The sequence below is a fragment of the Terriglobus sp. RCC_193 genome (genome assembly GCF_041355105.1).
In the GTDB taxonomy this organism is placed as follows: domain Bacteria; phylum Acidobacteriota; class Terriglobia; order Terriglobales; family Acidobacteriaceae; genus Terriglobus.
On sequence record NZ_JBFUPK010000001.1, the window covers coordinates 1,047,087 to 1,072,482 of the forward strand.

Consider the following 25,396-nt stretch of genomic DNA (forward strand, 5'->3'; position numbering starts at 1 on the left):
TGAAGGTGCGTGAAGAGTCCCCTCATCTTTCTGTCAGCAGGCGAAGCCTCCGGCGACCACTACGGCGCAGAGCTGATCACAGCCCTTCGCGGCGTTGTGCCGGAAGCCCGTTTCACCGGACTGGGTGGCACCGCGATGGAGACCGCCGGACAGCAGCGCGTCATCCGCGCGGAAGATGTTGCCGTCATGGGCATCACGGAGATCCTCGCGCACATCCCGAAGATCCTGCACAGTTACAACACACTCGTCCAGTCGATCAAAAAGCAGCGCCCCGACGTCGCGGTCCTGATCGACTTCCCCGATGTAAACTTCCGCCTCGCGAAACACCTCAAGCGCATGGGCGTTCCCGTCATCTGGTTCGTCTCGCCGCAACTCTGGGCATGGAAGCGCAAACGTCTGCGCTGGGTGCAGCAACGCGTCGCGAAGATGTTGACCATCTTTCCTTTCGAGCAACCCTTCTATGCCAACCGCGGCGTCGATGCCGAGTTCGTCGGCCACCCGCTCGCAGAACAACCGCTGTCTACGATTTCGCGCGAGGACTACGCCACGAAGCACGGCTTGAACCCGCATAAGCAATGGATCGCGCTTCTGCCAGGTAGCCGTGGCGGTGAAATCGACGCCAACCTGCCCGAACTTGTCGCGGCGGCAAAGCTTCTCAAAGACGATTACGAATACCTCATCCCTGTAGCGCCCACCGTCAGCCATCAACGGCGCCACCACATGCGAAGTGTGGCGAATCTTCCGGCGATCCATCTGGTAGAAGACGCACGAGCAGCCCTCATGTACAGCCGAGCCGCAGTCGTAGCCAGCGGCACCGCAACCATTCAGGCCGCCGTCATCGGCACACCCTTTGTCGTGGTCTACCGCGTCTCAAATCTCACCTTCCGCATGGCCAGAGCGTTGGTTCAATATCCGCCAGAGATCCCGGCTGAAGTCGATGCCCACGGTAACCTGCCCATCGGCATGGTCAACCTCATCGCTCGCCGCCGCGTGGTCCCGGAGCTTCTGCAGGAGCAGTTCACCGGCGCAAATATAGCCGCGGCCCTGAAACCGCTTCTCGCAGATACACCCCAGCGCGAAGAACAGATCAAAGCGCTCGCCGAGGTCCGCCGACGTCTCCTCAGCCCCACCAGCCGCACCGCCATGGAAAGCCTGCGCGACGCCGTTCTGGAGGCGCTGCCCTGATCCTTCACAACACCAGCGGCGGAATTGCGTCTAACCGTTTGACAGCTCGGGAGAACCGGCTAAAGCATTTCTGAAGATGTACAGCGAAGCAATAACTGTAAGCGCCGTTCTCCTTCAAAGAAAACGGCATTCGATGAATTCCGATACGCCACATCATCAGGGAATATGCTCTAGTCTGTCCCTGCACCAAAAGGATTCCTGCCAGCATGCCTGCGATTCGCACGACACTCGCCTTTGCCAGCGCCGCCCTCTTCGCGCTTGGCTCCGCTGCCTTTGGGCAGAGTTCCACGCGACAGCCCATCAACGTCACAGGCTATGCCATCACCGCGGAAGTCGACCCCACGGCGCAGCGCCTCACCGCCACCGCGCAGGTCACCTTCACCGCGAACCAGGACATCACATCCGCCACCTTCGAGCTGAACAACGGTCTGCGGATTACCAAGATCACCGGCCCGGGTCCCAAGCCGCTCGACAGCGATCGTGATGCCCGCCGATCCACCGTAACTGTGTCCCTTCCGGCCCCCATGGCCAGCGGCACAACTGCCACCTTTACATTTACTTACGCAGGCATTCTGAAAGACGAGGATACAAGTCCGGTCGAAGGCATCAAGCTGGCTGCCATCGCCGATCCCGTCTCCATCCTGCTCTATCCCGGCCGCTGGTTTCCCATGGTCGGCCTGTACACCAACCGCTTCACCATGGACCTGAAGGTCACCGTACCGGAGGGTGAAACGGCTGTCTCCAGCGGCTTTGTTGCCAAGAAGGCAATGCCCGGCAACAAGACCGAGTTTGATTTCGCATGGACCAAGCCCGGCCTGCCCGGCACGCTGGTCATCGGTAAGTTCCTTCCCGCGATCAAGCCCGCGGATGCTCGTCAGATCTCCATCTATGTAACCGAAAAACACAAGGCCAACGCCGCCGAATACGCCTCCACCGCCGCGCAGCAGCAGGAGTTCTTCACCCAGAGCTTTGGTGCACCGGAATCCGGCATCCTCCAGATCGTCGAAATCCCCGACGACGCGGTCAGCGCTTCCTGGGGCCCGGAAGTCATCGCCATCGCTGGCAACCGTATCGGCGATAAGAACAGCCACCGTCTCCTTGCCAACACCATCGCGCACCAGTGGTTCGGTTCCGCCATCAGCCCCGCTACACTTAACGACGCCTGGATCACCAACGGCATGGCTCGTTACGGCGAGCTGATGAACCTGGAAGAAAACGGCGGCAAAACCGCACTCCAGAGCGCCATACTCGACATTGAGGCAGGCGCGCTCGCCTACGACACCCAACCGCTGACCACCCTCGCCCGCATCGATCCCTTCTCGCCGCAGTTCCAGTCCATGACGCTGGAAAAGGGCGCGATGGTCTTTCACATGCTGCGTTACCAGTTCGGCGACGACAAGTTCCTCACCTTCCTGAAGAACCTGCTCTCCACTTATCGCGACAAGCCTGTGCGCACCGCCGACCTGGAAAACATCGCCAAGCTCACCGCCACGGACTCCACCAATCTGACCCCGTTCTTCGCGCAATGGCTGGACGGCACCGGCTCGCCCACCTTTCAGAACAAGTACACCGTCTACCGTGTCGGCGGCGGCAAAGGCTTCCGCACCGTTGGCACCGTAGCCCAGGACCTCGATCTCTTCCGCATGCCCGTGGATCTCCGCGTTGAAACCGACGGCAAAACGGAGACACGCAAGATCGACGTCTCCGGAACCGACTCTGCCTACACCATCGAAACTTTCGGCCGCCCCCGTCGCATCGTCATCGACCCCGATAACTGGATTCTCAAGAGCACCCCCGACCTTGCCGTTCGTGTCGCCGTGCTGAAGGGCCAGCAGCTTGTTGCACAGGGCGACCTCATCGGCGCTCTCGCTGAATATCAGAAGGCACTCGACACCAACAGGAACTCCTCGCTCGCCACCTATCGCATCGCCGAAATCTTCTTTACCCAGCGCAACTATCAGTCCGCCGCCAACAGTTATCGCGACGCTTTGCGAGGCGACGGCGACCCGCGCTGGACGCAGGTCTGGAGCCACATTGGCCTCGGTAAAATCTTTGACATCACCGGCCAGCGCGATCGCGCCGTACAGGAATACCGCCTCGCCGTGCAGACCAATGACAACACACAGGGCGCTATCAATGAAGCCCGGGCGCTGCTGCAAAAACCCTACGAGCGCCCCCGCGCCACGGACTAATTATTTAGCTTCATAGATATAGGGGACGTGGCGTAATGTTACGTCCCCTTTCGTGTGCCATAAGTGACAATACCCACCCAAAAACCTGAATCCCGGGACGAACTCTCGCGTCTAGAAATATGTACCGAAGTTTGGTCAGGACCGGGGCGTCGACACCCGGAACACCGGCTTCGAGAGTTTGGCATAAGGCCAACCGCATCGTGTATTTGAACGGATCCGATGCGTAGTATTTCGCTTCCCAAGCCGAGTCTGGCACTGGCCGCGACCGCTCGACGGCCCCCGACTCACCAAGGGTCTTACCTCATGTTTCGTATCGCCGCAATTATGCTTGCCCTCGCCGCACCGATCGCAATTGCAGCCCAGGAGCACGACCGCTCGCCGGGCACTCACGATAGCGCACCCACTCGCCACGACAGTTCGCCGCGGCCCACCGGACAGCAGTCCACAGCATCGCACCGTTAAAACATCAGGACTGAGATTGAGTCCAAACTGCAAAGGCCCTGAAGACGTTCAGGGCCTTTGCTTTTGTAGTTCATTCTAGGAATCGATGCTCCGTCATTCTGAGGAGCAAAGCGACGAAGAATCCCGACGAACCCTCATCCTGCCCAAGGGTCGCCACAAGCCTTCCAGCCACAAAACTGGGTGCCCCAGGTTCGCGAAGCTAACCTGGGTATTCGTGCGAAGCACGAACCCGCGAAGCTCGTACGGTCAAATTAAGTAAGCACCGGCGACTCATCCCGCAGCGCCACCGTCTCCCGGCACGACCGCGCAAACGCCTCCACCAGCTTCAGCGTCTCATCGGAAGTCTTCGCACCACGCGTAATCAGCGCGCCAGCATCATCAAATGCCAGTCCCACGCAGCGGTCCGCGCGATACGTACAGGCCGCCAGATCGGTCACATTCAACGCACGTGTCTGAATACAGAGAATCGTCTTCGGAGGAGCCATGCGGTCCACCATGCAGACGATTTCGAGCTTCGATTCCAACTCATCCGGCACAAAATCAATCGCCAGATCGGCCTCGCGCACGGCATCTTCTATGGTGGTCACCGTCTCCAGCGTGCCCGGCATACCTTCGGTCGGAATCTCATCCAGGGCTTCACGCAGCTTCGCCGGCATTACGTCTTCCAGCACCACGCGATGCCCAGCCTTCACCGCCGCAGCGGCAAGCGAACGGCCCGCTTTGCCTGCACCAATCAGTGCAAGTGTCAGCGGGCCGTGCGTGTTTGTTCCAAAGCTCAAAACTGGTTACTTCGCTTCAATCGCTGAAACAACTGAAGCATAGCTGGGATCAGCCTTCTTGATGTGTTCTGCAACGCGGGTGCGCTCATCTTCTGTAAGAGAAGGCAGCACGGCCAGAATGCGGCGCAGCGTTACCGAAATATCGTCAACGTAGTTCATGGTGCGGATCGCTTCACCGGACAGCGGCATCGTGTAGGTAACTCCTTCCTAAGAAGTTTATTCGATTACGGCGCTCTATGCGCTGGCCAGCGTCTCTGGCTGGGTTCCCTGTTGCTCTCCGCTCTGGTCATGCAGCGCCTCCGGCGGCGGAGGCGAATCAATTTTCTCCAGCACTTCTTCCGGAATATACGCATCACGATCGCATTCTTCTGTGATGTGGCGAAACTGGAGGCTGATGTCGGGATGCAACTGCTCCGGTAGATACCGCCATGTCCAGTTCGCCTCTGGAATACCCGGCGTATTCATACGGCCTTCCGACCCAAGATGCAGCAGATCCTGCAACGGCACAATGCAGATCGCCGCCACCGATCGCTCCGCGCACCGGATCATTGCCCAGACGCAATCGTTCGGATGCACCAGCGGCCCCAGGTACGTCAGCAGGTTCTTCCGATCCATCTCCGGCGCTTCCAGCCACCATCCCAGGGTCGTGTTGTTGTCATGCGTGCCGGTATAGCAGACGGTATTGCGGTCGTACCGGTGCGGCAAATGCAGATGGGCGCCGCGTCCCGAAAATCCGAACTGCAGTACGCGCATACCTGGCATGGAAAAGTCACAACGCAGCTTGTCCACCTTGTCCGTAATCACGCCAAGGTCTTCGGCAATGAACGGCAGCGAACCTCCCAGTGCAGACTTCAAACGATCGAACAGTGCAAATCCCGGCGCGTCTATCCACTCACCATTCATCGCCGTTTCTTCTTCCGCGGGAATGCGCCAGTACGCCTCAAATCCGCGGAAGTGATCCAGCCGCAGCAGGTCATACAACTCCATCTGCCGCTTCACACGATCAATCCACCATTGGAATCCCTGCTGTTCCAGGTAGCGCCACCGATACAGCGGATTGCCCCACCGCTGCCCCGTCTCAGAAAAATAATCCGGCGGAACGCCTGACACGGCAATCGGCTTGTACTGCTCGTCCAGGTCGAAGACTTCCTTGTTCGCCCACACATCCGCCGAGTCATACGACACAAAGATCGCCAGGTCGCCCATCACGCGAATATCGCGACTGGTGCAGAATGCGCGCAGCGTCTCCCACTGCTTCATGAAAAGAAACTGCACCGCGAACACAATCTGCATTGCCTCGTGGTTCTCTTCGTCAAACTTCTGCAGCACGGCCTCATCATGCGCGGCAAGTTCCCCAGGCCATTCGTTCCAGTGCCGGTAATCGAACCGTTGCCGCAGAATCGTAAAGCGCGCGTAGTCCAATAGCCAGCTGCTGCTGTTCTCACGGAATGCCTCAAACGCCTGGCAATCCGCTGCGCTGCAACGCTTGAGAAACCTCTTCGCAGCACGTTCAATCAGCGGCAGCTTATCGGCATGTGCACGCGCAAAGTCCACTGGCCCATGCGCACCCGCCAAACCATCCGCTTCACCGGCATACAGCCATCCATCGCGTTGCAGATGCTCAAGGCTGATCAGCAGTGGGTTCCCCGCAAATGCCGACACCGCGGAATACGGCGAATTGCCATACCCCACAGGATTCAGCGGCAACACCTGCCACAGCCTCTGTTTTGCCGCGGCAAGAAAGTCGACAAATGCATAGGCCGCGGGGCCGAAATCGCCAATGCCACCCTGAGAAGGCAGAGAGGTCACGTGCAGCAAAACGCCGGAAAGTCGCTCAGAAATCATGTCCGTGATGTGTGATGCGATTTTACGGTGCAACGACGCGGCAACCAAGCTCAAACGCACCCAGTTCGTCATCCTAAACAGCAAAGCTCAAACGAACAGACTTCGTTATCCGGTGAATCCACAAGCGGAGCTCATACGAACGAAGTTCGTCATCCTGAGCGAAACGAAGCGTAGCGGAGTGCAGTCGAAGGACCTGCATTCCCCTCAACCCTCTGCAATGCCCCCATGGAAGCCATTCCACCTTCACAAAGCGAGATCTTCATTTTCCCAGCGAAATCGTAGTGCAGGAAAAGAATGCAGGTCCTTCGACTACGCGTTGCTCCGCTCAGGATGACGAGCATTGAGAGGATGACGAAAGTTGAGATGGCCAAAAGAAAAAGGCCGGACTCGTGATGAGTCCGGCCTTTGTTCTTGAAGAACCTTATCCACCAATCGGCAGGCTCGGCTGTGTGGGCTTCTGATGAATCTTCACAGCGCCCTTCTTCGTGTACTCATCGATCAGCGTCTGCATGTACACGCCAAACAGTTCCGCGCGCTGCTGTTCAATCAGCTTGTCACGCTGCGCCGGGAACGACTTCGCAATGTCCTCAGCCGAGGGCTCCTGCTTGTCCGTCACCTGCGCCACCACGCCGGTTTCACCATTTGCAATGGGAGCACTGATGCCGCCCTTCGCCAGGTCAAACACCACTGCAGCGCCACCGCTCATCGGCCCCACATCCGGCACATTGCCCGTGCGGCCGACCAGGTCCGACGACTTCACCGGCAGACCCATTTCCTTCGCAGCCGCATGCAGATCACCCAGCAGCTTCGCCTGATCGCTCAGCTTCTGCAGCTTCGCCTGCAACATCTGCGGTACCTGCTCACTGCGATAGTCGTTCAGCAGCTTGTCCTTCCACTCCGCGAACGTGGGCGCATGCGCGGCCTGCACATCGGCAGTCTGGAAGACAACATACGTGCCCTCACCCGCAGGTGCGAAACGCGGCGAATCACCCTTCTTGCCCGTGAATGCCGCCTGCATCATCTGCGCGCTGTCCGGCAAGCCCGGAATGGTATCGCTGCTGGTCAACCAGTTCGACGTCGTCACCTTCAGGTTGTGCGCGGCAGCGGTCTTGTCCATGCCGTCCTTCGCAGCCTGATTGGCAATCTGTCCGGTCAGCGCCTGCAGTGCCTTCGCTCCATTCTGCTGTTCCAGAATCGGACGAATCTCACCCGCAACCTCGCTCAACGGTTTGTCATGTGCTTCGTCGCGCGCTTCGGCCTGAATGATGTGATAGCCAAACGTCGTGTGCACCAGCCCGGAGGTCTCACCCGCCTTCAGTGCCATTGCGGCATCCTGGAACGGCTTCACCATCTGGCCATTGGACTTCACATAACCCAGTTCGCCGCCCTGCTCCTTCGAGCCAGGATCGTCCGAGTTCTCTTTCGCCAGCTTCGCAAAGTCGCCACCCGCATGGATCTTATCCAGAATCCCCTGAGCCTTGGCCTTCGCCGCTGCATCCGCCTTCGCGTCGCCCTGCGGAGCCGAGATCAGGATGTGGCGCACCTTCACCTGCTGGTCTACGTGATAGTCAGCCTTGTGCGCGTTGTAGTAGGCCTGCACATCGGCATCGGTCACCTGCGGCTTGCCGCCCGGCAGGTTCGCCAGCGTCACAGGGATGTACTGAATCTGCCGCTTCTCCGCAACAGCCGTCGCATAGCGCGCCTTGTTCGCGTTGAACCATTTCTCCAAGTCGCTGTCGATCGGGTTTACCGTCTTGGCAATGTCCGCGGACGAAACCGTCACGTAGTCGAACTTCACCTTCGCGTCCTGCTTGCGCACCATTTCGCGCACCGCATTGTCGCTCACCACCGCGCCTGCCGTCACAAACTCCTGCAGCTTGCGTCCGGTCAGCTCCTGGCGGATCTTTTCCTCGAACTCCGCAATGCTCGCAAAGCCAAGGCGTGTCGTCACAAACTCGCGATACTTGTCGTCGCCAATGAACTTGCCATCCGGAAAGAAGAACTGGCCAAGCTGACCTGTCTGCAATTCCTTCTGCACATCAGCCGGGCTCGCGCTCAGGCCAAGGCGGTCGGCCTCGCGATCTTCAATTGCCTGTGCAATCAGCAGCTGCTGTGCCTGCGCCTCAAAACGCGGCATCAGGAACGGCAGATACTGCGCGGGCAGGTTCTGCTGCTGCGCCAGGTTCTGCGCCACCTGCGACACTTCGGTGGCTTTGATCTCCGTCGCATCGCTAAAACGGCCAAAGAAACCCGGCTTGCGCACCGAAGCATACACGCCCTGTGGCGTGCCGGAGATGCCGTCATACAGACCCGGCACCAGGTAGAGCACCATCGAAAGCGTGGCGACGCCGATGATTACGGCGAAAATCGCCTTTGTTACACGGTTATCCTTCTGCAGAGAACGAATCATTGGCTTTCGACGGAAACCCTTCAAAGAGTGAATCAGGATGTGTTGCGCGTACAGGTACAAACGCGCGCATGCCTCCGTCCTCCCGGACGAACGCTTACGAAAGTATAGCCGAGCGAAGACACAGAAAGGGCCGCAGCATCCTTCGCTGCGGCCCTTTCTCATGAACCAGACTTAGTACCAGTACGGTCGCGGTCCCCAATATCCGCGACGATAGTACCCATACGGGTATCCCGGATACGCATAGACACGCACTGCTGGATACGGCCGTGCATACGGCCCAGGCCCCTGCGGATACGCACCCGCCGGTCCCGCATAGCCGCCCAGCCGCTGCATTTCGGCCTCTGACACGGTCACCAGTTGCACCGGCGACGTCAGCCGGAACTGCAACACCGCCTCCGCCGGAACATTCGCATTGCCGCCACCGGAAGCCGCCGACGTACCCAGACCAGCCGCTCCACCAACACCCGCGCCAATGGCTGCGCCAGTTCCACCGCCGATCGCCGCGCCAAATAACGCACCAACAGCGCCACCGATCAGCGTCGAATTGACCGACTGCAGGCCCTTATCACGTCCATTGATTACAAATGGCTGGCTCTGCAACGGAATCCGCTGCCCGCCCAGGTTCAGCGCCGTCAGTTGCAGCGTCAATTCGCCGCGTCCCTTCAGCACACCCGCACCCTTAGCATCCACCACCGTTCCTTCAACGGTCGCGCCGCGAGGAATTGCAATCTGCCCACCGGCCAGAATATCGCTGGTCACAAACGCGTCAAACGTCGATCCCGGCTGCGCATTGCCGCTGGAGAGCCAGCGATTGATACGCACCGGCAGCACCGTTCCATCCGGCACCATCACCTGCACACCGCCAGGCTGGCCTTGCGCATAACCCTGCTGTTGCGATCCACCCTGCTGCTGTTGCGCCATCTGCCGCTGATAATCGCGATAGTACAAACGATGCTGCGGCGCCTGCTGCGGAGCATTCTCCTGCCCCGGCAACGGATAACTGTTCGGGTCGCTATCCGGCATCTGCGAAGATGCCTGCTGTCCATCCTGCGACTGGACATCCCCCTGTTGCTGAGGAGTTTGATTTCCATTCGCCGGGTCCGTCTGCGGATGCTGCGCAGCAATGATCTGGCCCTGTGCCGCAGGGATCGACGAGCCATCCGATGGCAGCATGTTCGCGTCGGCAGGGTCAGCAGCCGCGGTAGCCGGGGCACCCACGGTCAACTGGCTGACCACCTTTTTCACACCGTCCACATGCGCGGCTACCTGCTCCGCCGCAGCACGCGAAGCTTCATCCGTCACGGTTCCGGTCAACGTCACTGTTCCGAAAACGGTGGAGGAATTAATCGACTGGTTCGCCAGATTGTTATCCGCGGCAAATGCCTTCAAAACATTCGCTTCCACCTGCGCATCGCTCAACTTCCCGTTCTGCGTAACGGTTGAAGCGGTTTCAGACTGGGCAAATCCCGCGACAGGCGCGGCAAGGACCGCCGCCAAAGCGAGCGATCCCAAAGTACGTGCGGCAAGGTTCCACTGCATAACTCAAACTCCGCCGGGCTTGCGGCCCCTCAACCATTACGGCCTGCCCGTATACGTTAGAACGCACTTCACAGCAGGAAGTTGCGATTATGTCACATCACCACACGAACAACCGCCAGCAGACGAAAACCTGCGCCGGCGCCCAACAGAAAAGGACCCGCCCGCGAATCTCGCGAACGGGCCCCTACTGTCTATGCGCTACTTGGCTGCAGTCTGTGGTGTCGTCAACGGCTTCAGAATGTCGCCCAGATAATCCGGCGTGCCTTCCTGTCGCACCAGCACGGCATAACGCTCGCCATCGTGATAGTCCACATCCACGGGACGAATCGTATCCTCCTGCTGCACCAGCAGGTGAATCGGCGCAGAATCAGTCTTCGCCTTCACAATCGCCGACTTCAGAGCATCGCCGGAGAACGCCAGCCCATTCACGCTGACAATCTTCTCTCCCGGCCCCAGCTTCGCGCGGTCCGCAGGCCCATCCCACAACACATCGCCGATCACGCCCTCGCCGATAATGCGAATACCCAGTGAATACCAGACATTCAAACCACCGCGACGGCTGCTCGACAACATCCGCTCACCCTTGCTCGGATGATCCTGATACACCAGCTTGTAGCCACCGCGTTCAATGCCGTCCAGATCCACCTGAGGGTTCACGCCGTTAATGCGGTCGCGCAGGAACTTGTCCCAGTCGTACTTCACCACCTGGTTCAGATCGGCAACAATCTCAGGGAACTCATACCCGACAATCAGCGGCCCCGTGTTGCCGCCCTTGCCCAGGAATATCTTCGCAAAATCCGTCAGCGACTTCTTGTTATCCGTCAGCTTGCGGATCAGCGTATCCGCATCCAGCCAGACCAGCTCGCCTTCCTGGTAATAGTCCTGCCCACGACGCCAGTTCATCCACTGCGGATTGCCGCCGCGAATCAGGCTTCCCGCAATCGCCGTATCTTCGGTCGAACGCCAGTTGCGGCCGCGCTTGTAATCCAACGACGCAGCCGACATCGCCAGCAGATCGCGATATCCCTCAGCATTTTTCAGCCCCGCGCGCGCCGCCAGCACATTGCCCCAGTACTGTGTCATGCCCTCGTACACCCACATCAGGTCGCCCTGTTGCGCCGTGGCAAAATCCGGTTGATACAGCCGCGCAGGACGCCGATACTTGCCGTTCCACGAATGCGTAAACTCATGCGCCAGCAGGTCGGCCTCGGCCAACTGATGCACGTCATCCGCAAATCCCTTCTCGCCTACACCGTTGTCGGAAGACTGGCCATGCTCCAGCCCCTCGCCACCCGCGCGATCCGAAAGCGTCAGCAAAAAGTGGTACTCGTTGTAATGATGCGAACCATAATTCGCATCCGCTTCACGAACCAGGTTCCCAATCTCCGCCAGCGTCTCCGGACGCATCTTCGCGTCCTCCGGCTCATCCGCTACCACGTCAAGAAAGTGCTTCGGCGAAATCTCCGGAGCCAGCGCGAACTCATGGAAGTATTTGCCCGTGATCACCGGCGAATCTTCCAACTGCTCCACGTTCGTCACGTCATACTTCGTCGTTACTGCATCCGCAGGCGGCGTGTGCGCACCTTCCAGAACGCCCGTTGTCTTCGGTGTAGGAACAGTACCCACCGGCTTCAGCGCCGTGCCCGTTCCCCATCCCGCGGGCACCGTCACCGACGGCTGAATCGCAATCTCTTTGACCGGCACATGCGCCGGATACAGCATCAGGTGCTCCCACTCCAGCACGCTCATCTTCGACGTCACGCGCCCCGGAATAATGCAGTCCAGATGCGCATGGATCGACGTCACGCCCTTCGGCACCGTCACGTGAAATTCGGCCAGCTCCACATCATCGCGACGCCACTTCAGCGTCTCGCCACTGCCCGTAAACACCACGCCCGTGATCGAGCCAAGCGGCCCACCCGGCGCATGTGTTCCCGGAATCCACTTCGGCGTGATCAGGTCCACCGTCGAATCCGGCTTCACCGGAATATCAATCTCCGCGTGATACAGGTGGCGAACGCCCTCCGTCAGATCAGCCGTGATCTGGATCGGCGTCTTCTGCGCATGAAGCTGGGACACACCGCACGCAAGCACTGCGGCGGCAACAAGACTGCGGGAACTCTTCAGCATGAAAGGCTAAACTCGAAAGGAAAATACGCGAGGCGTACAAAGAAATTCGCGTCTGCACTGATGCTACATCCTGCCACGACAGCAGCAACCACGCCAACGCCCGTCATGCAGAACGTACGGCTCCCACGGTCAAAGACCGTCATCCTGAGCGAAACAAAGTGAAGCCGAAGGACCTGCATTCCTCTCAACCCTCTACAACGCATCAGGAAACCCAAAAACGAACCAGCAGCCACAAAACCGGGTGCCCCAGGTTCGCGAAGCTAACCTGGGCATCGCGTCAAAGACGCGATCAAACGACCGAAGGTCGTCTTCTTTGAGGGGCAGAGGCTTCAGCCCTGCCATAAAAAGCAGACAAGGAGAATGGGTCTTTAGCCCCAGAGGGAAACTCTTACCGCTCGCCCCACTTCAACTTCGATCGCAGCACATTGAACAAACCATGCTCGCCCAGCCGCACCAGCCGCACCGAATACTGCGAACGGCGGCAATGCACCTCGTCTGCCACCTTCAGCTCCACAGCTTCCTGCCCATCCACTGTGAGAAACGTCTGGTCCGCAATCCCCACAACGGAGATGCGAATCTCCGTATCCGCCGGTGTCACAATCGGCCGCAGCGTCAGCAGGTGCGGACAGATCGGCGTTACCACCATCGCCTCCACGCTGCCCATCACAATCGGCCCATCCGCCGCCAGGCTATATGCGGTCGACCCCGTCGGCGTGGAAACGATCACACCATCCGCGCGAAACCGCGCCACACTCTGACCGCCAATCTGGATGGAGTAATCGCCCATACGCGCAATCGCGCCCTTGCTGATCACCACATCATTCAGCGCGTCCCACGCCTGGTACACCTCGTCATCGCGCCACAGCTCCGCATGCATCATGCTTCGCTGGTCCACGGAGCAGGAACCCTCCTGCCAGGCATCAAATGTCTTATAGATTTCCGACAGCGGAACTTCCGTTAGGAAACCTAACGAACCAAGATTCGCGCTCAGGATCGGCGTATCCGTTTTCGCAAACGCCCGTGCCGCGGACAGCAGCGTCCCATCCCCACCCAGCACAATCACCAGCGACGGACAACAACCCGCCATGGTGTTCCGCGCCATGCCATGTTCCTTCACATACGCCGCGCTGGTCTCATCCAGATGCGCTTCAAAGCCACGCTCTTTGAGAAAGTAAATAAGTTCCGGCAACAAAGTTGCGAGTTCCGGTTTCTGCGGCTTCGAAATAATGGCAACGTGCTGCATGCCTGTTTAGTGTACTTGCCCCCAACCGGCTCCGCGAAAGCCCGACTCATACAAAGTTCGTCGTTGTCATCAAAACTCAGACAAACAAAATCCGTCATTCCCCGCAGATCGTACAAACGCAGATCGTACAAACAAGGCTTGTCATTCTGAGCAAAGCGAAGAATCCCGACGAACCCTCATCCTGCCAAGGTCGCCACAAGCCTTCCAGCCACAAAACCGGGTGCCCCAGGTTCGCGAAGCTAACCTGGGTATTCGTGCGAAGCACGAACCCAGCAAAGCTCATACGGTCAAAGACCGTCATCCTGAACGAGGCGGAGCGGAGCTGAAGGACCTGCATTCTTCTCCCTCACAAGAATGTGTCCCCGAAGCCACCTCACGCAAACCGCGCATACAACAAAAACTCCCGGTTCCCTTCCATCCCTGTAATCGGCGAATCAATCACCTCCACCGTCTCGCCACCTGCCACACGAATCGCCTCTTTCACGCGCTCCGTTGCAATGCCATACGCCTGCGGATCGCGCACAATGCCGCCCTTGCCCACCCATTCGCGTCCGGCTTCAAACTGCGGCTTCACCAGCACCACGCACTCGCCTACCCAGCGCGACTCCGGTTTCGTCAACGAAGCCACCACCGGCCCAATCACCAGCGACGCAGAGATAAACGAAACATCCATGCAGAAAAAACTCGGCGCAACATCAGCCGACAGCGAAGAAGCCTCTCGCAACAACACACCCGGCTCCAGCAGCCGCGCATTCGTGCGTTCCAGCAGCTTCACGCGCGCATCATTACGCAACGACATCGCAAGCTGCCCATACCCCGTATCCACGGCAAGAACCGCAACTGCACCCGCCTGCAACATACAATCCGTAAAGCCGCCAGTAGAGGCGCCAATGTCCACGCACAGACGCCCCGCAAGCTCCATCTTCCAGTGATCCAGCGCACCGCGCAGCTTCAATCCACCGCGGCTGACATACGGCATCTCCTCGCCCAGAATACGAATCGCCGCATCCTCGGCCATCGCAAACCCCGCCTTGGTCTGTTTCTGCTCGTCCACCAGCACGCGGCCGGCCAGGATAAGACTCGCGGCACGTTCTCGCGAAGGAGCCAGCCCACGCTCCACCAATGCCTTATCCAAACGAACCTTTGCCATCTTTCAGCCTCCTTTCCCATCCTCGCAGATTGCACAAAGCCCGCACCTGCGGGTTAAACTCAACGGGAGGTCAGGTCGCCTTTGCGGATTCGCATCCAGTTCTGGAAACGCACACCGCCTGAGGACGCGCTGACTTCATCCATACCCATGGCGCCATCAGAATTCTCTTTCGGCAATATCACACCGCGACCCAATCCCGCGGAACCCTTCGCGCGTTCCTTCGTCCGCGAAAGCGAAGTGCTGCCAGCCAGCGACGACAACTTCCTCCTGCGTGGCATTCAGCGCGGCGATGAAGCTGCCATGGCGCAACTCTTCGACCGCTACTCCAAACTCGTTTACTCGGTCGCTCTCCGCGTTCTGCGCGATCCTTCGGCTGCTGAAGACGTTCTGCACGAAGTCTTCCTGCATCTCTGGAATCAATCGGAATCATTTCAGGACGTAACCGCATCGCTGGGCGGATCGCTCGCTGTAGCAGCACGCCACCGCTCGCTGGACACGCTGCGCCGCAAAAAAACCGACCCGCAGGTGCAGGAATTCCAACTGCCCTCCGCAGTCCGTCTCTCCGAAGAATCGGAGCGCAGCGCCACACTTGAACGCACCCATGCCGCCCTGCTGCGTCTGCCGCTCGACCAGCGCAAAGCGCTCGACATGGCCTTTTTCGATGGCCTCACCCACACTGAGATTGCAGAACTCACAGGCGAACCCGCGGCCACCGTCAAGACGCGCATCCGCACAGGCCTCCTTCAGCTCAGAAAGGCGATGCAGGTATGACCCGGCAACCACCCGTCACCGCGGAAGACCTCTACCTGTACGCCCTGCAACTGCTGGTGCCGGAAGAGCAAACCCGCCTTCAGGAATTTCTGCAGCATTCGCCCGAAGCCCGCAAGGAACTGGCCAACGTCCGCGGCGACCTCATCCTGCTGTCCCTGACACCGGAACAGCACACACCGCCCGCACTCTGCCGTCAGCGCCTGCTGAAACAGGTCGCGCGCGGCAAGAAGTCTGCGGTTCATTCCGTCGCCGACCGCGCCACGGCGCAGCACGCCATTGCCACAGAGCCGATCTTCGCACCGGAACCCGCGCCTGATCGCCTCAGCCCTATCCGTGACGACAGCTACACACCTTCGCCGGAAACCTCGTTTCCCTTCCGCTCCTTCCAGGCAGAAGAACCGCAACGCGGCCTCCTCGCCACACTTCTGCCCTGGGTAGGATGGGCTTTGGCTGTGGGGCTCGCCGTCAGCACATGGACCATGTGGCATAAGGCCGAAATACTTCAGGGGACCACTGCCGCTGCCAATGCGAAGGCGGCACACATCGCATCGGAGTCGGACAAGTCCTTGCGCGCGCTGGACGTCCTGCGCAACAGCGCCGCCCAGCGCTTCCAACTCACGAAGCAAAGCTCGCAGCCCATCTCCAACGCCCGCGTCACCTACGTATCGGAAACAGGCTCGCTCATCTTCCAGGGTGCCAATCTTGACCAGTTGCCCGCAGGCAAAGTCTACGAACTCTGGCTCATCCCTGTAGGCGACGGTCGCACACCCATCCCCGCCGGCACCTTCCGTCCCGACGAACGCGGCTACGCCAGCGTCGTCCTGCCTGACATCCCCAAGGGCGTCGTCGCAGGCACCTTCGGCGTCACGATGGAAGAAGAGGGCGGAGCCAACAATCCCACGCTGCCCATCCTCATGATCGGCGCATAAGCAACACAAGACAGCCAAAAGCTCTCACGCGTATTGCCCACAAAGCAAATACACGTGACGGTCATTCTGAGCGCAGCGAAGAATCCCGACAGACTCTCATCCTGCCATGGCCTCTGGAAGCTTCCAGCCACAAAACCGGGTGCCCCAGGTTCGCGAAGCTAACCTGGGTATTCGTGCAAAGCACGAACCAGCGAAGCTCCCCGGTCAAAGACCGTCATCCTGAGCGAAACGAAGTAAAGCCGAAGGACCTGTATTCCTCTCAACCCTCTACAACGCATCAGGAAACCCAAAACGAACCAGCAGCCACAAAACCGGGTGCCCGGGTTCGCGAAGCTAACCTGGGGTATTCGTGCAAAGCACGAACCCAGCGAAGCTCATACGGTCGAAGACCGTCATCCTGAGCGAAACGAAGTGGAGCCGAAGGACCTGCATTCCTCCACATCCTCTACAACGCATCAGGAAACCCAAAAGCAAAAGGGGACCCGAAGGCCCCCTCTCACCAAAAATCCAACAATCAAACTACTGCGAAACGCGAACTCCAATACCCTTACCCTGCAGCTGGATGGTCGACGTCACAACGTCCGTATCGGTGCGGATCATGGTCAATACCTGCGTATCGGCTGCGGTCACCAGCACCTTGCCGGTAGGATTACCCGCGACAGCCTGAATCCAGTTCAGCTTACCGCCCACGGTGATCGTCTTGGTAGCCACCATGGTGTTCATGTCCACCACTGTAACCGTACCGTCGGAGTTCGCCACGTAAGCCTTGCTCAGATCGGACAGAATCGCCACCTGCACCGGCTTGATTCCCACGGGAACCGTCGCCAGTACCTGGCCGAAATTTACAGCATCCGCCGGATTATTAGGATCGCAAGCAGCGTTGCCCGGCAGCGCGATCTGGCTGCAGAGTGCCACGTTAATGATGCTCAGTGAGCCGGCTGACGTCCCAGTGCCCTGGTTCAGAACAGCAATTTCATTAATTGCAGGAGCCACGTCAGCCCACAACGGGTTCGATCCCACCGTAATGGTCTTATCAAGGTTATTGCCCACCGTGTTGATCACGGTCACGGTGCCGCTGCCCTGGTTCAGAACAAAGGCACGGCGTGCATCAGGAGTCATCACGCCGTAAACCGGGCTGACGCCAACCTGAAGTGTTGCGGAAACAGCATTATTCGAAGTCCCCGTACCCGCTTCAATCGCCGAGGCCCAGCCCAGGCTCGTACCCGGGGTGTCGCCCTGGCTCAGCGTATACACGCGCGTTGCCGAGGGATTTGCAATCGTGTACACCGGATTCGCCGGAACAGGCAGTTCCTGCCGGATCGTCGGTGGCGTTCCCGCCGACATCACAGCCACCTTGTCCACTGACGGCTCAATGATGAACACCGGCCCTGCGGTACCGTTCGTGGTGATCTGCAGCGGGTTCACGCCCTGCGCCAGCGACGAATGTTTCACCGTCGTCGTCATCAGGCCTTCCGCAGCACTAAATGAGTCGATAACAGAATTGCCGCTATGCAGAACGTACGCCTGGCCGCCGGAATCCACGGTAAAGTACAGCGGACTCGGAGCGACAGCCGCCGTTGCGGCCACCGTCTCACCAAAGACGTTAATCACCGTGGCAAGGCCATCGTTACCGTTGCCCGGATCGGCGACCGCCGTGGCATATACCTGCGGCTGGGTTGAAGGCCCAACCGGATTGATCGCACTGACAACTGGCCGATAGTTATTGCCGCAACCGGCAACGGCCAACACCGCAATTGCGCTCAGACCAGCCGCGCTTACGCGAAATACCTGACGTGGAAGTGAAACCAAACGCTGCTCCTGCTTCGGGAGCACTGCGGCCCCGCCATCTTCAGATTGTAACGGAAACAAGGCCACAACCCCGGCACCTTTGCAGATGCCTGTATTGCATTCCTCAACCGAGAGACGAAGTCATCCTCAAATCGTCATCGAACAGACGCCGGAAGAACAACATTTACGCCTCTTCCTTCCCTTCCATCCATCGTTTCGCCCATCCAGCCTCCACATGCAGCCGAAGGAACGTATAACTCAACATCTCATGCCCAATCCGCCGGAAGTGTCCCCACGCAGACAAATTTCCATACGGCGCCCGCGGCGAAGTCAACACATCCAGCCCCTCTCGTTCGCACAGCGCCCGTATGCGGAACAGATGCGTCCCATCGCTCACCACAATCACGCGCTTCCATCCATTCTCACGTGCAATACGCGCCAGCTGATCCACCTGCTGCCCACTATCCAGCGACTCCGTCTCCGCAATAATGTGGTCATACGGCACGCCATTGGCCAGCAGATAATTTCGCCCCACATCACCTTCGCTGAGTCCGTTCTTCTTATCCGCGGTCCCGCCCAGCGTCACAATGTAAGGCGCCATTCCGTGGTTATACAAACTCACCACATGGTCCAGCCGCGCATGGTACACCGGCGACGGATGCCCCACATACTGCGCCGCTCCAAAGACCGCAATCGCATCCGAGGGCGCTGCCTGATCTTCCTGCGCCACGCGGTCAATGCGCATATACAAACTGGCAAACCACACCGCGGCGATCAGCGCGATCACCACCAGCAGCGTTCGGAACGGATGTCCGCTGCTGCCCTGCCGTCTTCCGTGTCGTCGTGCCATGTGCCTTTCGTGTTAGTGCTGCAAAGCCAGCGCAATCTCATGGGTGGGAATCGCACCCTCACGCAGAATCATCCACGAGTTCCCGCCGCCGCTCAGATCCACAATCGTCGTCGGCACCGTCCGCGCCGTCGGCCCGCCATCCACAATCAGCGGAATTTTATCGCCCAACTGCTCCCGCACGCATCGCGCATGTGTGCATTCCGGATGCCCTGCCAGGTTCGCCGACGTCGCCGTAATCGGCAATCCCAGGTGCTCCACCACCGCACGCGCAATCGGCGCTTCCGGCACGCGGATCGCCACATTGCCGGTGTGCGCGGTCACCCGCAGCGGCAGCTTGGACCCCGCCTTCACAATGATCGTCAGCGGCCCGGGCCAGAACCGTTCCGCCAGCCTGTCAAACGCGCTGTCCAGTCCCCGCGCCAGCTCATATCCCTGCGCCATGCTTCCAATCAGCAGCGACAGCGGCTTATGCTTCGCGCGGCTCTTCAACTCGTAAATCTGTTCCACCGCACGCAGATTCACCGGGTCTACGGCCAGACCGTAGAAAGTATCCGTCGGCAGCGCCACCACCTGCCCACGCTCCACACACTGCGCCACATAGCCCACCAGCTCAGCCTCTGGTTCATCCGGATGAATCCGCAACACTTCTGCCGACATGCACACTCCCAGGATCCCGCGAAGAACCTCAACCGCAGCATCGCCCAAACCACACCGGAACGCAAGCAGCCACAACAACTTAATCCCCCAACAATCAGTTCCTGACCCAGCCGACCTTAAACGAATCCCGTCATCCATCGAATCTCATACAGCCAAAGCCGTCATTCTGAGCGAAGCGAAGAATCCCGAGGAACTCTACCTCACCACAACCGTACAACCCTTCCAGCCCCAAAACCGGGTGCCCCAGGTTCGCGAAGCTAACCTGGGTATCGCACAAAGTGCGATCAAACGACCAAAGGTCGTCATCCTGAACGAAGCAAAGCGAAGCTGAAGGACCTGCATCCCTCTCCCTTGCGGAAATGCCAGAGCGCAAGCCCCGCTACACTTACCAGAGCAATGCCCGAACGAATCACAAGCCGCACCAACGCCCGCGTCAAAGCCCTCCGCGCCGCGCTGACCACGCGCAAGTCCGATCACATCGGCATCGAAGGCTTCCATCTCATCCGCGAGGCCATCACGAGCGGCCTGCAGCTCGACACCCTCTACCTCCGCGAAGACCACGCGCACCTCCTGCGCGACCTTCCTGAAGACGCCGCCCGCGAAATCCTCCTCCTCTCGCCCGACGCCTTCCAGAGCGCCACCGAAACCGAAAACGCGCAGGGCGCAGCAGCACTGCTCGAACGCCCCGAACTTCCCTATGCCCCACGCACCGGCGACCTGCTCCTCATCGCGGACGGCCTGCAGGACCCCGGCAATCTCGGCACCCTGATCCGCTCCGCCGAAGCCTTCGGAGCCTCCGCCGTCGCACTCACGCCCGGCACCGCCGATCCCTGGAACGGCAAATGCCTCCGCGCCGCCGCAGGTGCCGCCTTCCGCATCCCGCTACCTCGTTGCGATAACACGTTGATCCAGGCATTAAAAGCCGTAGACACCCAACTCCTGGCCGCCGTAGCCAAAGACGGCGAAGCTGCCCACGCTACCGATCTCCGAGGCACCATCGCCCTCGTCATCGGCAACGAAGGTGCGGGCGTGTCAGAGAAAATGCTCGCCCTCTGCGACAGGCAGATCACCTTAGCCACCACCGGTCCCACGGAGAGCCTCAACGCCGCCGTCGCAGGTTCCCTTCTGCTCTACGAAGCATCCCAACAAAGGAACTTCCGATGAGCAGTCTCTTCGCCAATCTCGAACCAGCAACACCGCTCAACCGCCGCGATATACCGCTACCAGAGCGTATGCGCCCGCGCAACCTCGACGAGTTCGCAGGCCAGAAGCACCTCATCGGCCCGGGCAAGCCCCTGCGTCTCGCCATCGAACGCGGCGAACCCGGCTCCATGATCTTCTGGGGCCCGCCCGGCACCGGCAAAACCACCCTCGCCAAAATCATCGCGCGTGCCACCTCCGCCACCTTCATTGAGTTCTCCGCCGTTACCGCCGGCATCAAGGAAATCAAGCAGGTCATGGCCGACGCGGAACGCGCCGCCGCCTCCGGTTCTCGCACCATCCTCTTCGTCGACGAGATCCATCGCTTCAACAAGGCCCAGCAGGACGCCTTCCTGCCCTTCGTCGAACGTGGCGCCATCCGCCTCATCGGAGCAACCACCGAAAATCCATCCTTTGAAGTCAACGCCGCGCTGCTCTCCCGCTGCCGCGTCTACGTTCTGCAATCCATCCCCGACAGCGAGATCGTAGAACTCCTCCAGCGCGCCCTCATCGACGAAGATCGCGGCCTCGCCAGCCTCCAGCTCACCGCAGCCGAAGGCGCACTCGAAGCCATCGCCTCCTTCTCCAACGGCGACGCCCGCTACGCCCTCAACGCGCTCGAAACCGCCGCATCGCTCCTCATCGGCCGCGGCGAAACCACGCTCACCCGCGAAGCCGTCGGCGACGCGCTGCAACAGCGCACGCTCCTCTACGACAAGAACGGCGAGCAGCACTACGACCTCATCAGCGCCCTCCACAAAAGCGTGCGCAACTCCGACGTCGACGCCTCGCTCTACTGGCTCCGTCGCATGTTAGCCGCAGGCGAAGACCCCATGTACGTCGCACGCCGCGTCGTGCGCATGGCAGTAGAAGACATCGGATTAGCCGCGCCAGAAGCGCTGAACCTCACCTTGTCAGCGCAACAGGCAATGCACCTCCTGGGGTCCCCCGAAGGCGAACTCGCACTCGCGCAGGCCGTCGTCTACCTCGCGCTCGCACCCAAATCCAACGCCGTCTACGTCGCCTTCAACGAGACCGCCGCAGACGTAAACGCCACCGGCGCACAACCCGTCCCGCTGCACCTGCGCAACGCCCCCACGCGCCTGCTCAAGAACCTGAACTACGGCAGGGACTACCAGTACGCCCACGACCTCCCGGGCAAGGTCGCTGACATGCAATGCCTCCCCGAAGGCCTCGAAGACCGCCGCTATTACCGGCCCACCGACCAGGGCCGTGAACGCCAACTCGGCCAGCGCATGGAAGAAATCACCCGCACCAAGGCCGAAGCCCGCAAATCAAAACAAAAGTAAAGAACGAGATCGAAGGCCTTCCAGCAGAGCTCCAACACTCAAAAGACCGTCCAGCGAAGCGCCCACGGTCCAAAGACAGTCAGTGAAGCTCCAACGGTCAAAGACCATCCCCAGCGAAGCTCATACGGTCGAAAGACCGTCATCCTGAACGAAGCGAAGCGTAGCTGAAGGACCTGCATTCTTCCACACCCTCTACAAAGCACCAGGAAACCCAACCAACCACCAGCCACCAAACCGGGTGCCGGGTGCCCCAGGTTCGCGAAGCTAACCTGGGCATCGCTCCAAAGGGAGCGATCCAACGCATAACGTGCGTCCAGCGAAGCTCATACGGTCAAAAGAGCGTCATTCTGAGCAAAGCGAAGAATCCCGACGAACCCTCATCCCGCCAAGACCGCAACAAGCTTCCAGCCCCAACTCCAAACCCAGCTTCGCAAGGCGAAGCTCATACACGCAAAGCGCGTCTTCTTTGGAGGGGCACGGCTTCAGCCGTGCCATAAGAAACCCAAACCAAGAAAACCGCGCGGCCAAAAAGACAAACAGGAGCATGAATCAACCCCCGCGCGCCCACGGAACGACCATGGCTGGCCGCTCGTCGAGAACGGCACGAAGTGCTGTCAAGGCCCTCAAACCACCCAACTCCAACAAACCAAAGAGACTTGGCATGGTATTTTCCACCAAATCACCAAACAGAAACAGGAAAGAAAAGGGCCGCGCAAAGCGCGGCCCTAACACATTTAAAAAGACGATTTACCCCTACCCCCACAGGCAGACGATTTTAGCGACACAAAACCCATAGACCTAATAGAAATAGGAGCTCAGAGAAAACAAGGGGTACCCCCCTGAATATCTAGAGAACTAGCCGCGCAAAGAAACCAGTTGCTCCGTCATGATCTGGGTCAGTTCCGGCTTCTTTAGCCCATGAACTTCCTCGTTGTACTTGTCGACCTTCGAAGACCAGTTCATCGAGCAGAACTTCGGACCGCACATGCTGCAGAACGCGGCTTCCTTGTAGTAGTCATCCGGCAGCGTCTCATCGTGCATCCCGCGAGCGGTTTCAGGGTCAAGCGACAGGTCAAACTGCGCGTCCCAATCGAACGTGTAGCGAGCGTGCGAGATCGCATCGTCACGATCGCGCGCGCCCGGACGATGCCGCGCAATGTCTGCCGCATGAGCCGCAATCTTGTATGCAATGATGCCGTCCTTCACGTCCTTCTCATTCGGCAGACCGAGATGTTCCTTCGGCGTCACATAGCAAAGCATCGCCGCGCCATGCCAACCGATCATCGCCGCGCCAATCGCACTGGTGATGTGGTCATAACCCGGAGCAATGTCCGTAACCAGCGGCCCAAGCACGTAAAACGGAGCGCCGTCGCAAAGCTCCACTTCCTTGTCCACCTGCTCCTTGATCTTGTCCATCGGCACATGTCCGGGGCCTTCGATCATCACCTGCACATCGTGCTTCCACGCACTGCGCGTCAACTCGCCCAGCGTCGCCAGCTCGGCAAACTGCGCTTCGTCGCTGGCATCTGCCACGCATCCGGGACGCAGACCGTCACCAAAGGAGTAGCTGACGTCGTACTTCGCCATCAACTTGTGGATGCGCTCGATGTTCTCGTACAGGAAGTTCTGCTTGTGATTGCTCGTCATCCACTGCGCCATGATTGCGCCGCCACGCGACACGATGCCGGTGATGCGCTTCGACACCATCGGCACGTACTGGATCAGCACCCCTGCATGGATCGTGAAGTAGTCCACACCTTGCTGCGCCTGCTCTTCCAGTACCTCCATGTAGATGTCGATGTTGAGGTCCTCAACACGCTTGACACGGCTCAGCGCCTCGTACAACGGCACCGTTCCAATCGGCACCGGAGAATGCCGCAGAATGGCCTCGCGGATCATCGGGATGTCGCCACCGGTCGACAGGTCCATGACCGTATCCGCGCCATAATGCACCGCGGTATGCAGCTTGCGCAGTTCCTCATCCACATTGCTGGTGATGGCGCTATTGCCGATATTGGCGTTGATCTTGCACAGCGAACCCACGCCAATGCACATCGGCTCCAGCTCTGTATGGTTGATATTCGCCGGGATAATCATCGTTCCCTTGGCGATCTCCTGCCGGATGAACTCGGCCTCCAGCTTCTCCTTGTGCGCCACATAGGCCATTTCCTCGGTGATCATCCCGAGACGAGCGAAGTGCATCTGGCTCATGTTCCAGTCGCCGGTCCTGGCGGCTTCGGCCTTGCGGTTCACAATCCATTGCTCGCGCGGCTTTGGAACGGTGTAATCGTTCCCGTTATGCTTGTGCCCGTTCGTCGATGTGCTCATGGATGTGTCTCCTGCCCAGATGCCATTCTTCGGCATAGCTGTAAGGCGAAGTATATCGTCAATGCCGGCCAGACACAGCCTTCCTCAGTCCGGTAACCGTAGCACCGCCCGCAGGTGCAGGAGTAGAATCTGAGGTAGCTTATGTCCCAGTCCGGTCGTTCCTCCGTCAAGGTCATCGTCGCCACCGTCGTCATCGTCGGGGCTGTCCTGTTCCTCGCCATTGCGGGTGCTCGCGACAGCAAGGCGACCAGCTACTACTGCACCATCAGCGAACTCCAGACAATGGGCAACAAGGCCTTCAAGCGCAACCTGCGCGTGGCCGGTAACGTGAAGCCCGGCTCCATCCAGCGCGTGGGCACGCACGCTCAGTTCGTCCTGCTGGAACAGGGCAAGGAACTCTCTGTGAACTACGAGGGCACGGAGCCCCCACCAGACACCTTCAAGGACGACGCCCAGGCCCTCGCTATGGGCCACCTGGGCCGCGACGGCGTCTTCCAGGCCACCGAACTCCAGGCCAAGTGCGCCAGCAAGTACGCCCCCGCCCCCAACGGAGCCAAGCCGGGCGCACAACCGGCAGCGATGCCAAACGCAGCCTCCGCCGCTGCGCTGGTTGCACCCTTGAAATAGC

20 protein-coding genes are annotated in these 25,396 nt (G+C 59.6%); 8 read left to right on the forward strand and 12 right to left on the reverse strand.

The window, feature by feature from the left end:
* The first annotated feature begins 9 nt into the window (after window positions 1-9).
* From lpxB to AB6729_RS04350, 3 genes are all read left to right on the forward strand, one after another.
* Window positions 10-1,185 (forward strand): lipid-A-disaccharide synthase, encoded by a 1,176-nt coding sequence (gene lpxB / locus AB6729_RS04340; protein WP_371080334.1) that lies wholly within the window; start codon window positions 10-12, stop codon window positions 1,183-1,185.
* Between the two features lie 206 nt (window positions 1,186-1,391).
* Window positions 1,392-3,377, forward strand: a complete 1,986-nt coding sequence (locus tag AB6729_RS04345; RefSeq protein WP_371080335.1) for a M1 family aminopeptidase — start codon at window positions 1,392-1,394, stop codon at window positions 3,375-3,377.
* 303 nt (window positions 3,378-3,680) lie between these two features.
* Window positions 3,681-3,839 (forward strand): hypothetical protein, encoded by a 159-nt coding sequence (locus AB6729_RS04350; protein ID WP_371080336.1) that lies wholly within the window; start codon window positions 3,681-3,683, stop codon window positions 3,837-3,839.
* 251 nt (window positions 3,840-4,090) lie between these two features.
* Here the strand turns inward: AB6729_RS04350 and AB6729_RS04355 are convergent, their stop codons facing one another.
* The 8 genes from AB6729_RS04355 to AB6729_RS04390 form a co-directional block, all read right to left on the reverse strand.
* Window positions 4,091-4,618 (reverse strand): 3-hydroxyacyl-CoA dehydrogenase NAD-binding domain-containing protein, encoded by a 528-nt coding sequence (locus AB6729_RS04355; protein ID WP_371080337.1) that lies wholly within the window; start codon window positions 4,616-4,618, stop codon window positions 4,091-4,093.
* 6 nt (window positions 4,619-4,624) lie between these two features.
* Window positions 4,625-4,807 carry a hypothetical protein gene (locus AB6729_RS04360; RefSeq protein WP_371080338.1) on the reverse strand — a complete coding sequence of 61 codons (183 nt, stop codon included), beginning with the start codon at window positions 4,805-4,807 and terminating at the stop codon, window positions 4,625-4,627.
* Window positions 4,808-4,852: 45 nt separating this feature from the next.
* Window positions 4,853-6,523, reverse strand: a complete 1,671-nt coding sequence (gene malQ, locus AB6729_RS04365; protein WP_371080339.1) for a 4-alpha-glucanotransferase — start codon at window positions 6,521-6,523, stop codon at window positions 4,853-4,855.
* 361 nt (window positions 6,524-6,884) lie between these two features.
* Complete coding sequence (locus AB6729_RS04370; protein ID WP_371080340.1) at window positions 6,885-8,873, reverse strand: peptidylprolyl isomerase; 1,989 nt, start codon at window positions 8,871-8,873, stop codon at window positions 6,885-6,887.
* Between the two features lie 171 nt (window positions 8,874-9,044).
* Window positions 9,045-10,412, reverse strand: a complete 1,368-nt coding sequence (locus AB6729_RS04375; protein WP_371080341.1) for a BON domain-containing protein — start codon at window positions 10,410-10,412, stop codon at window positions 9,045-9,047.
* A 198-nt stretch (window positions 10,413-10,610) separates the two neighbouring features.
* Window positions 10,611-12,542 carry a M61 family peptidase gene (locus AB6729_RS04380; RefSeq protein ID WP_371080342.1) on the reverse strand — a complete coding sequence of 644 codons (1,932 nt, stop codon included), beginning with the start codon at window positions 12,540-12,542 and terminating at the stop codon, window positions 10,611-10,613.
* A 388-nt stretch (window positions 12,543-12,930) separates the two neighbouring features.
* Window positions 12,931-13,785 (reverse strand): NAD(+)/NADH kinase, encoded by an 855-nt coding sequence (locus AB6729_RS04385; RefSeq protein ID WP_371080343.1) that lies wholly within the window; start codon window positions 13,783-13,785, stop codon window positions 12,931-12,933.
* A 373-nt stretch (window positions 13,786-14,158) separates the two neighbouring features.
* Window positions 14,159-14,935, reverse strand: a complete 777-nt coding sequence (locus AB6729_RS04390) for a TlyA family RNA methyltransferase (protein ID WP_371080344.1) — start codon at window positions 14,933-14,935, stop codon at window positions 14,159-14,161.
* Window positions 14,936-15,016: 81 nt separating this feature from the next.
* Between AB6729_RS04390 and AB6729_RS04395 the strand changes: the two genes are divergently transcribed.
* Window positions 15,017-15,706: an RNA polymerase sigma factor gene (locus AB6729_RS04395; RefSeq protein ID WP_371080345.1), complete on the forward strand. Its 690-nt coding sequence runs from the start codon at window positions 15,017-15,019 to the stop codon at window positions 15,704-15,706.
* Window positions 15,703-16,635 carry an anti-sigma factor domain-containing protein gene (locus tag AB6729_RS04400; protein WP_371080346.1) on the forward strand — a complete coding sequence of 311 codons (933 nt, stop codon included), beginning with the start codon at window positions 15,703-15,705 and terminating at the stop codon, window positions 16,633-16,635. Before AB6729_RS04395 ends, AB6729_RS04400 begins: the two co-directional genes overlap by 4 nt.
* A gap of 519 nt (window positions 16,636-17,154) precedes the next feature.
* On the opposite strand, the gene AB6729_RS04405 is transcribed toward AB6729_RS04400, so the two are convergent.
* From AB6729_RS04405 to AB6729_RS04415, 3 genes are all read right to left on the reverse strand, one after another.
* Entirely contained in the window at window positions 17,155-18,444 is a 1,290-nt protein-coding gene (locus AB6729_RS04405; RefSeq protein WP_371080347.1) for a YncE family protein, read from the reverse strand.
* Between the two features lie 163 nt (window positions 18,445-18,607).
* Window positions 18,608-19,273, reverse strand: a complete 666-nt coding sequence (locus AB6729_RS04410) for a YdcF family protein (protein ID WP_371080348.1) — start codon at window positions 19,271-19,273, stop codon at window positions 18,608-18,610.
* 12 nt (window positions 19,274-19,285) lie between these two features.
* Window positions 19,286-19,930: an L-threonylcarbamoyladenylate synthase gene (locus tag AB6729_RS04415; RefSeq protein ID WP_371080349.1), complete on the reverse strand. Its 645-nt coding sequence runs from the start codon at window positions 19,928-19,930 to the stop codon at window positions 19,286-19,288.
* 396 nt (window positions 19,931-20,326) lie between these two features.
* Here AB6729_RS04415 and AB6729_RS04420 point away from each other — a divergent pair, with 396 nt between their 5' ends.
* Together AB6729_RS04420 and AB6729_RS04425 are read left to right on the forward strand one after the other, a co-directional pair.
* On the forward strand, window positions 20,327-21,094 hold the full coding sequence (locus AB6729_RS04420) for a TrmH family RNA methyltransferase (protein ID WP_371080350.1): 768 nt from the start codon (window positions 20,327-20,329) through the stop codon (window positions 21,092-21,094).
* Window positions 21,091-22,440 (forward strand): replication-associated recombination protein A, encoded by a 1,350-nt coding sequence (locus AB6729_RS04425; protein ID WP_371080352.1) that lies wholly within the window; start codon window positions 21,091-21,093, stop codon window positions 22,438-22,440. Before AB6729_RS04420 ends, AB6729_RS04425 begins: the two co-directional genes overlap by 4 nt.
* Window positions 22,441-23,295: 855 nt before the next feature.
* Here the strand turns inward: AB6729_RS04425 and thiC are convergent.
* Window positions 23,296-24,768: a phosphomethylpyrimidine synthase ThiC gene (thiC, locus tag AB6729_RS04430; protein WP_371080353.1), complete on the reverse strand. Its 1,473-nt coding sequence runs from the start codon at window positions 24,766-24,768 to the stop codon at window positions 23,296-23,298.
* A gap of 141 nt (window positions 24,769-24,909) precedes the next feature.
* On the opposite strand from thiC, the gene AB6729_RS04435 reads away from it, so the two are divergent.
* Window positions 24,910-25,395 (forward strand): cytochrome c maturation protein CcmE, encoded by a 486-nt coding sequence (locus AB6729_RS04435; RefSeq protein ID WP_371080354.1) that lies wholly within the window; start codon window positions 24,910-24,912, stop codon window positions 25,393-25,395.
* The last annotated feature ends 1 nt before the right edge of the window (window position 25,396 follow it).

What these genes read in the sequence shown, in the direction of transcription:
- AB6729_RS04345 (WP_371080335.1), top strand. Translation starts at nt 1,392, where the DNA reads ATGCCTGCGATTCGCACGACACTCGCCTTTGCCAGCGCCGCCCTCTTC.
- AB6729_RS04350 (WP_371080336.1), top strand. Translation starts at nt 3,681, where the DNA reads ATGTTTCGTATCGCCGCAATTATGCTTGCCCTCGCCGCACCGATCGCA.
- AB6729_RS04360 (WP_371080338.1), bottom strand. Translation starts at nt 4,807, where the DNA reads ATGCCGCTGTCCGGTGAAGCGATCCGCACCATGAACTACGTTGACGAT.
- AB6729_RS04370 (WP_371080340.1), bottom strand. Translation starts at nt 8,873, where the DNA reads ATGATTCGTTCTCTGCAGAAGGATAACCGTGTAACAAAGGCGATTTTC.
- AB6729_RS04375 (WP_371080341.1), bottom strand. Translation starts at nt 10,412, where the DNA reads ATGCAGTGGAACCTTGCCGCACGTACTTTGGGATCGCTCGCTTTGGCG.
- AB6729_RS04380 (WP_371080342.1), bottom strand. Translation starts at nt 12,542, where the DNA reads ATGCTGAAGAGTTCCCGCAGTCTTGTTGCCGCCGCAGTGCTTGCGTGC.
- AB6729_RS04385 (WP_371080343.1), bottom strand. Translation starts at nt 13,785, where the DNA reads ATGCAGCACGTTGCCATTATTTCGAAGCCGCAGAAACCGGAACTCGCA.
- AB6729_RS04390 (WP_371080344.1), bottom strand. Translation starts at nt 14,935, where the DNA reads ATGGCAAAGGTTCGTTTGGATAAGGCATTGGTGGAGCGTGGGCTGGCT.
- AB6729_RS04400 (WP_371080346.1), top strand. Translation starts at nt 15,703, where the DNA reads ATGACCCGGCAACCACCCGTCACCGCGGAAGACCTCTACCTGTACGCC.
- AB6729_RS04410 (WP_371080348.1), bottom strand. Translation starts at nt 19,273, where the DNA reads ATGGCACGACGACACGGAAGACGGCAGGGCAGCAGCGGACATCCGTTC.
- AB6729_RS04415 (WP_371080349.1), bottom strand. Translation starts at nt 19,930, where the DNA reads ATGTCGGCAGAAGTGTTGCGGATTCATCCGGATGAACCAGAGGCTGAG.
- AB6729_RS04420 (WP_371080350.1), top strand. Translation starts at nt 20,327, where the DNA reads ATGCCCGAACGAATCACAAGCCGCACCAACGCCCGCGTCAAAGCCCTC.
- AB6729_RS04425 (WP_371080352.1), top strand. Translation starts at nt 21,091, where the DNA reads ATGAGCAGTCTCTTCGCCAATCTCGAACCAGCAACACCGCTCAACCGC.
- thiC (WP_371080353.1), bottom strand. Translation starts at nt 24,768, where the DNA reads ATGAGCACATCGACGAACGGGCACAAGCATAACGGGAACGATTACACC.
- AB6729_RS04435 (WP_371080354.1), top strand. Translation starts at nt 24,910, where the DNA reads ATGTCCCAGTCCGGTCGTTCCTCCGTCAAGGTCATCGTCGCCACCGTC.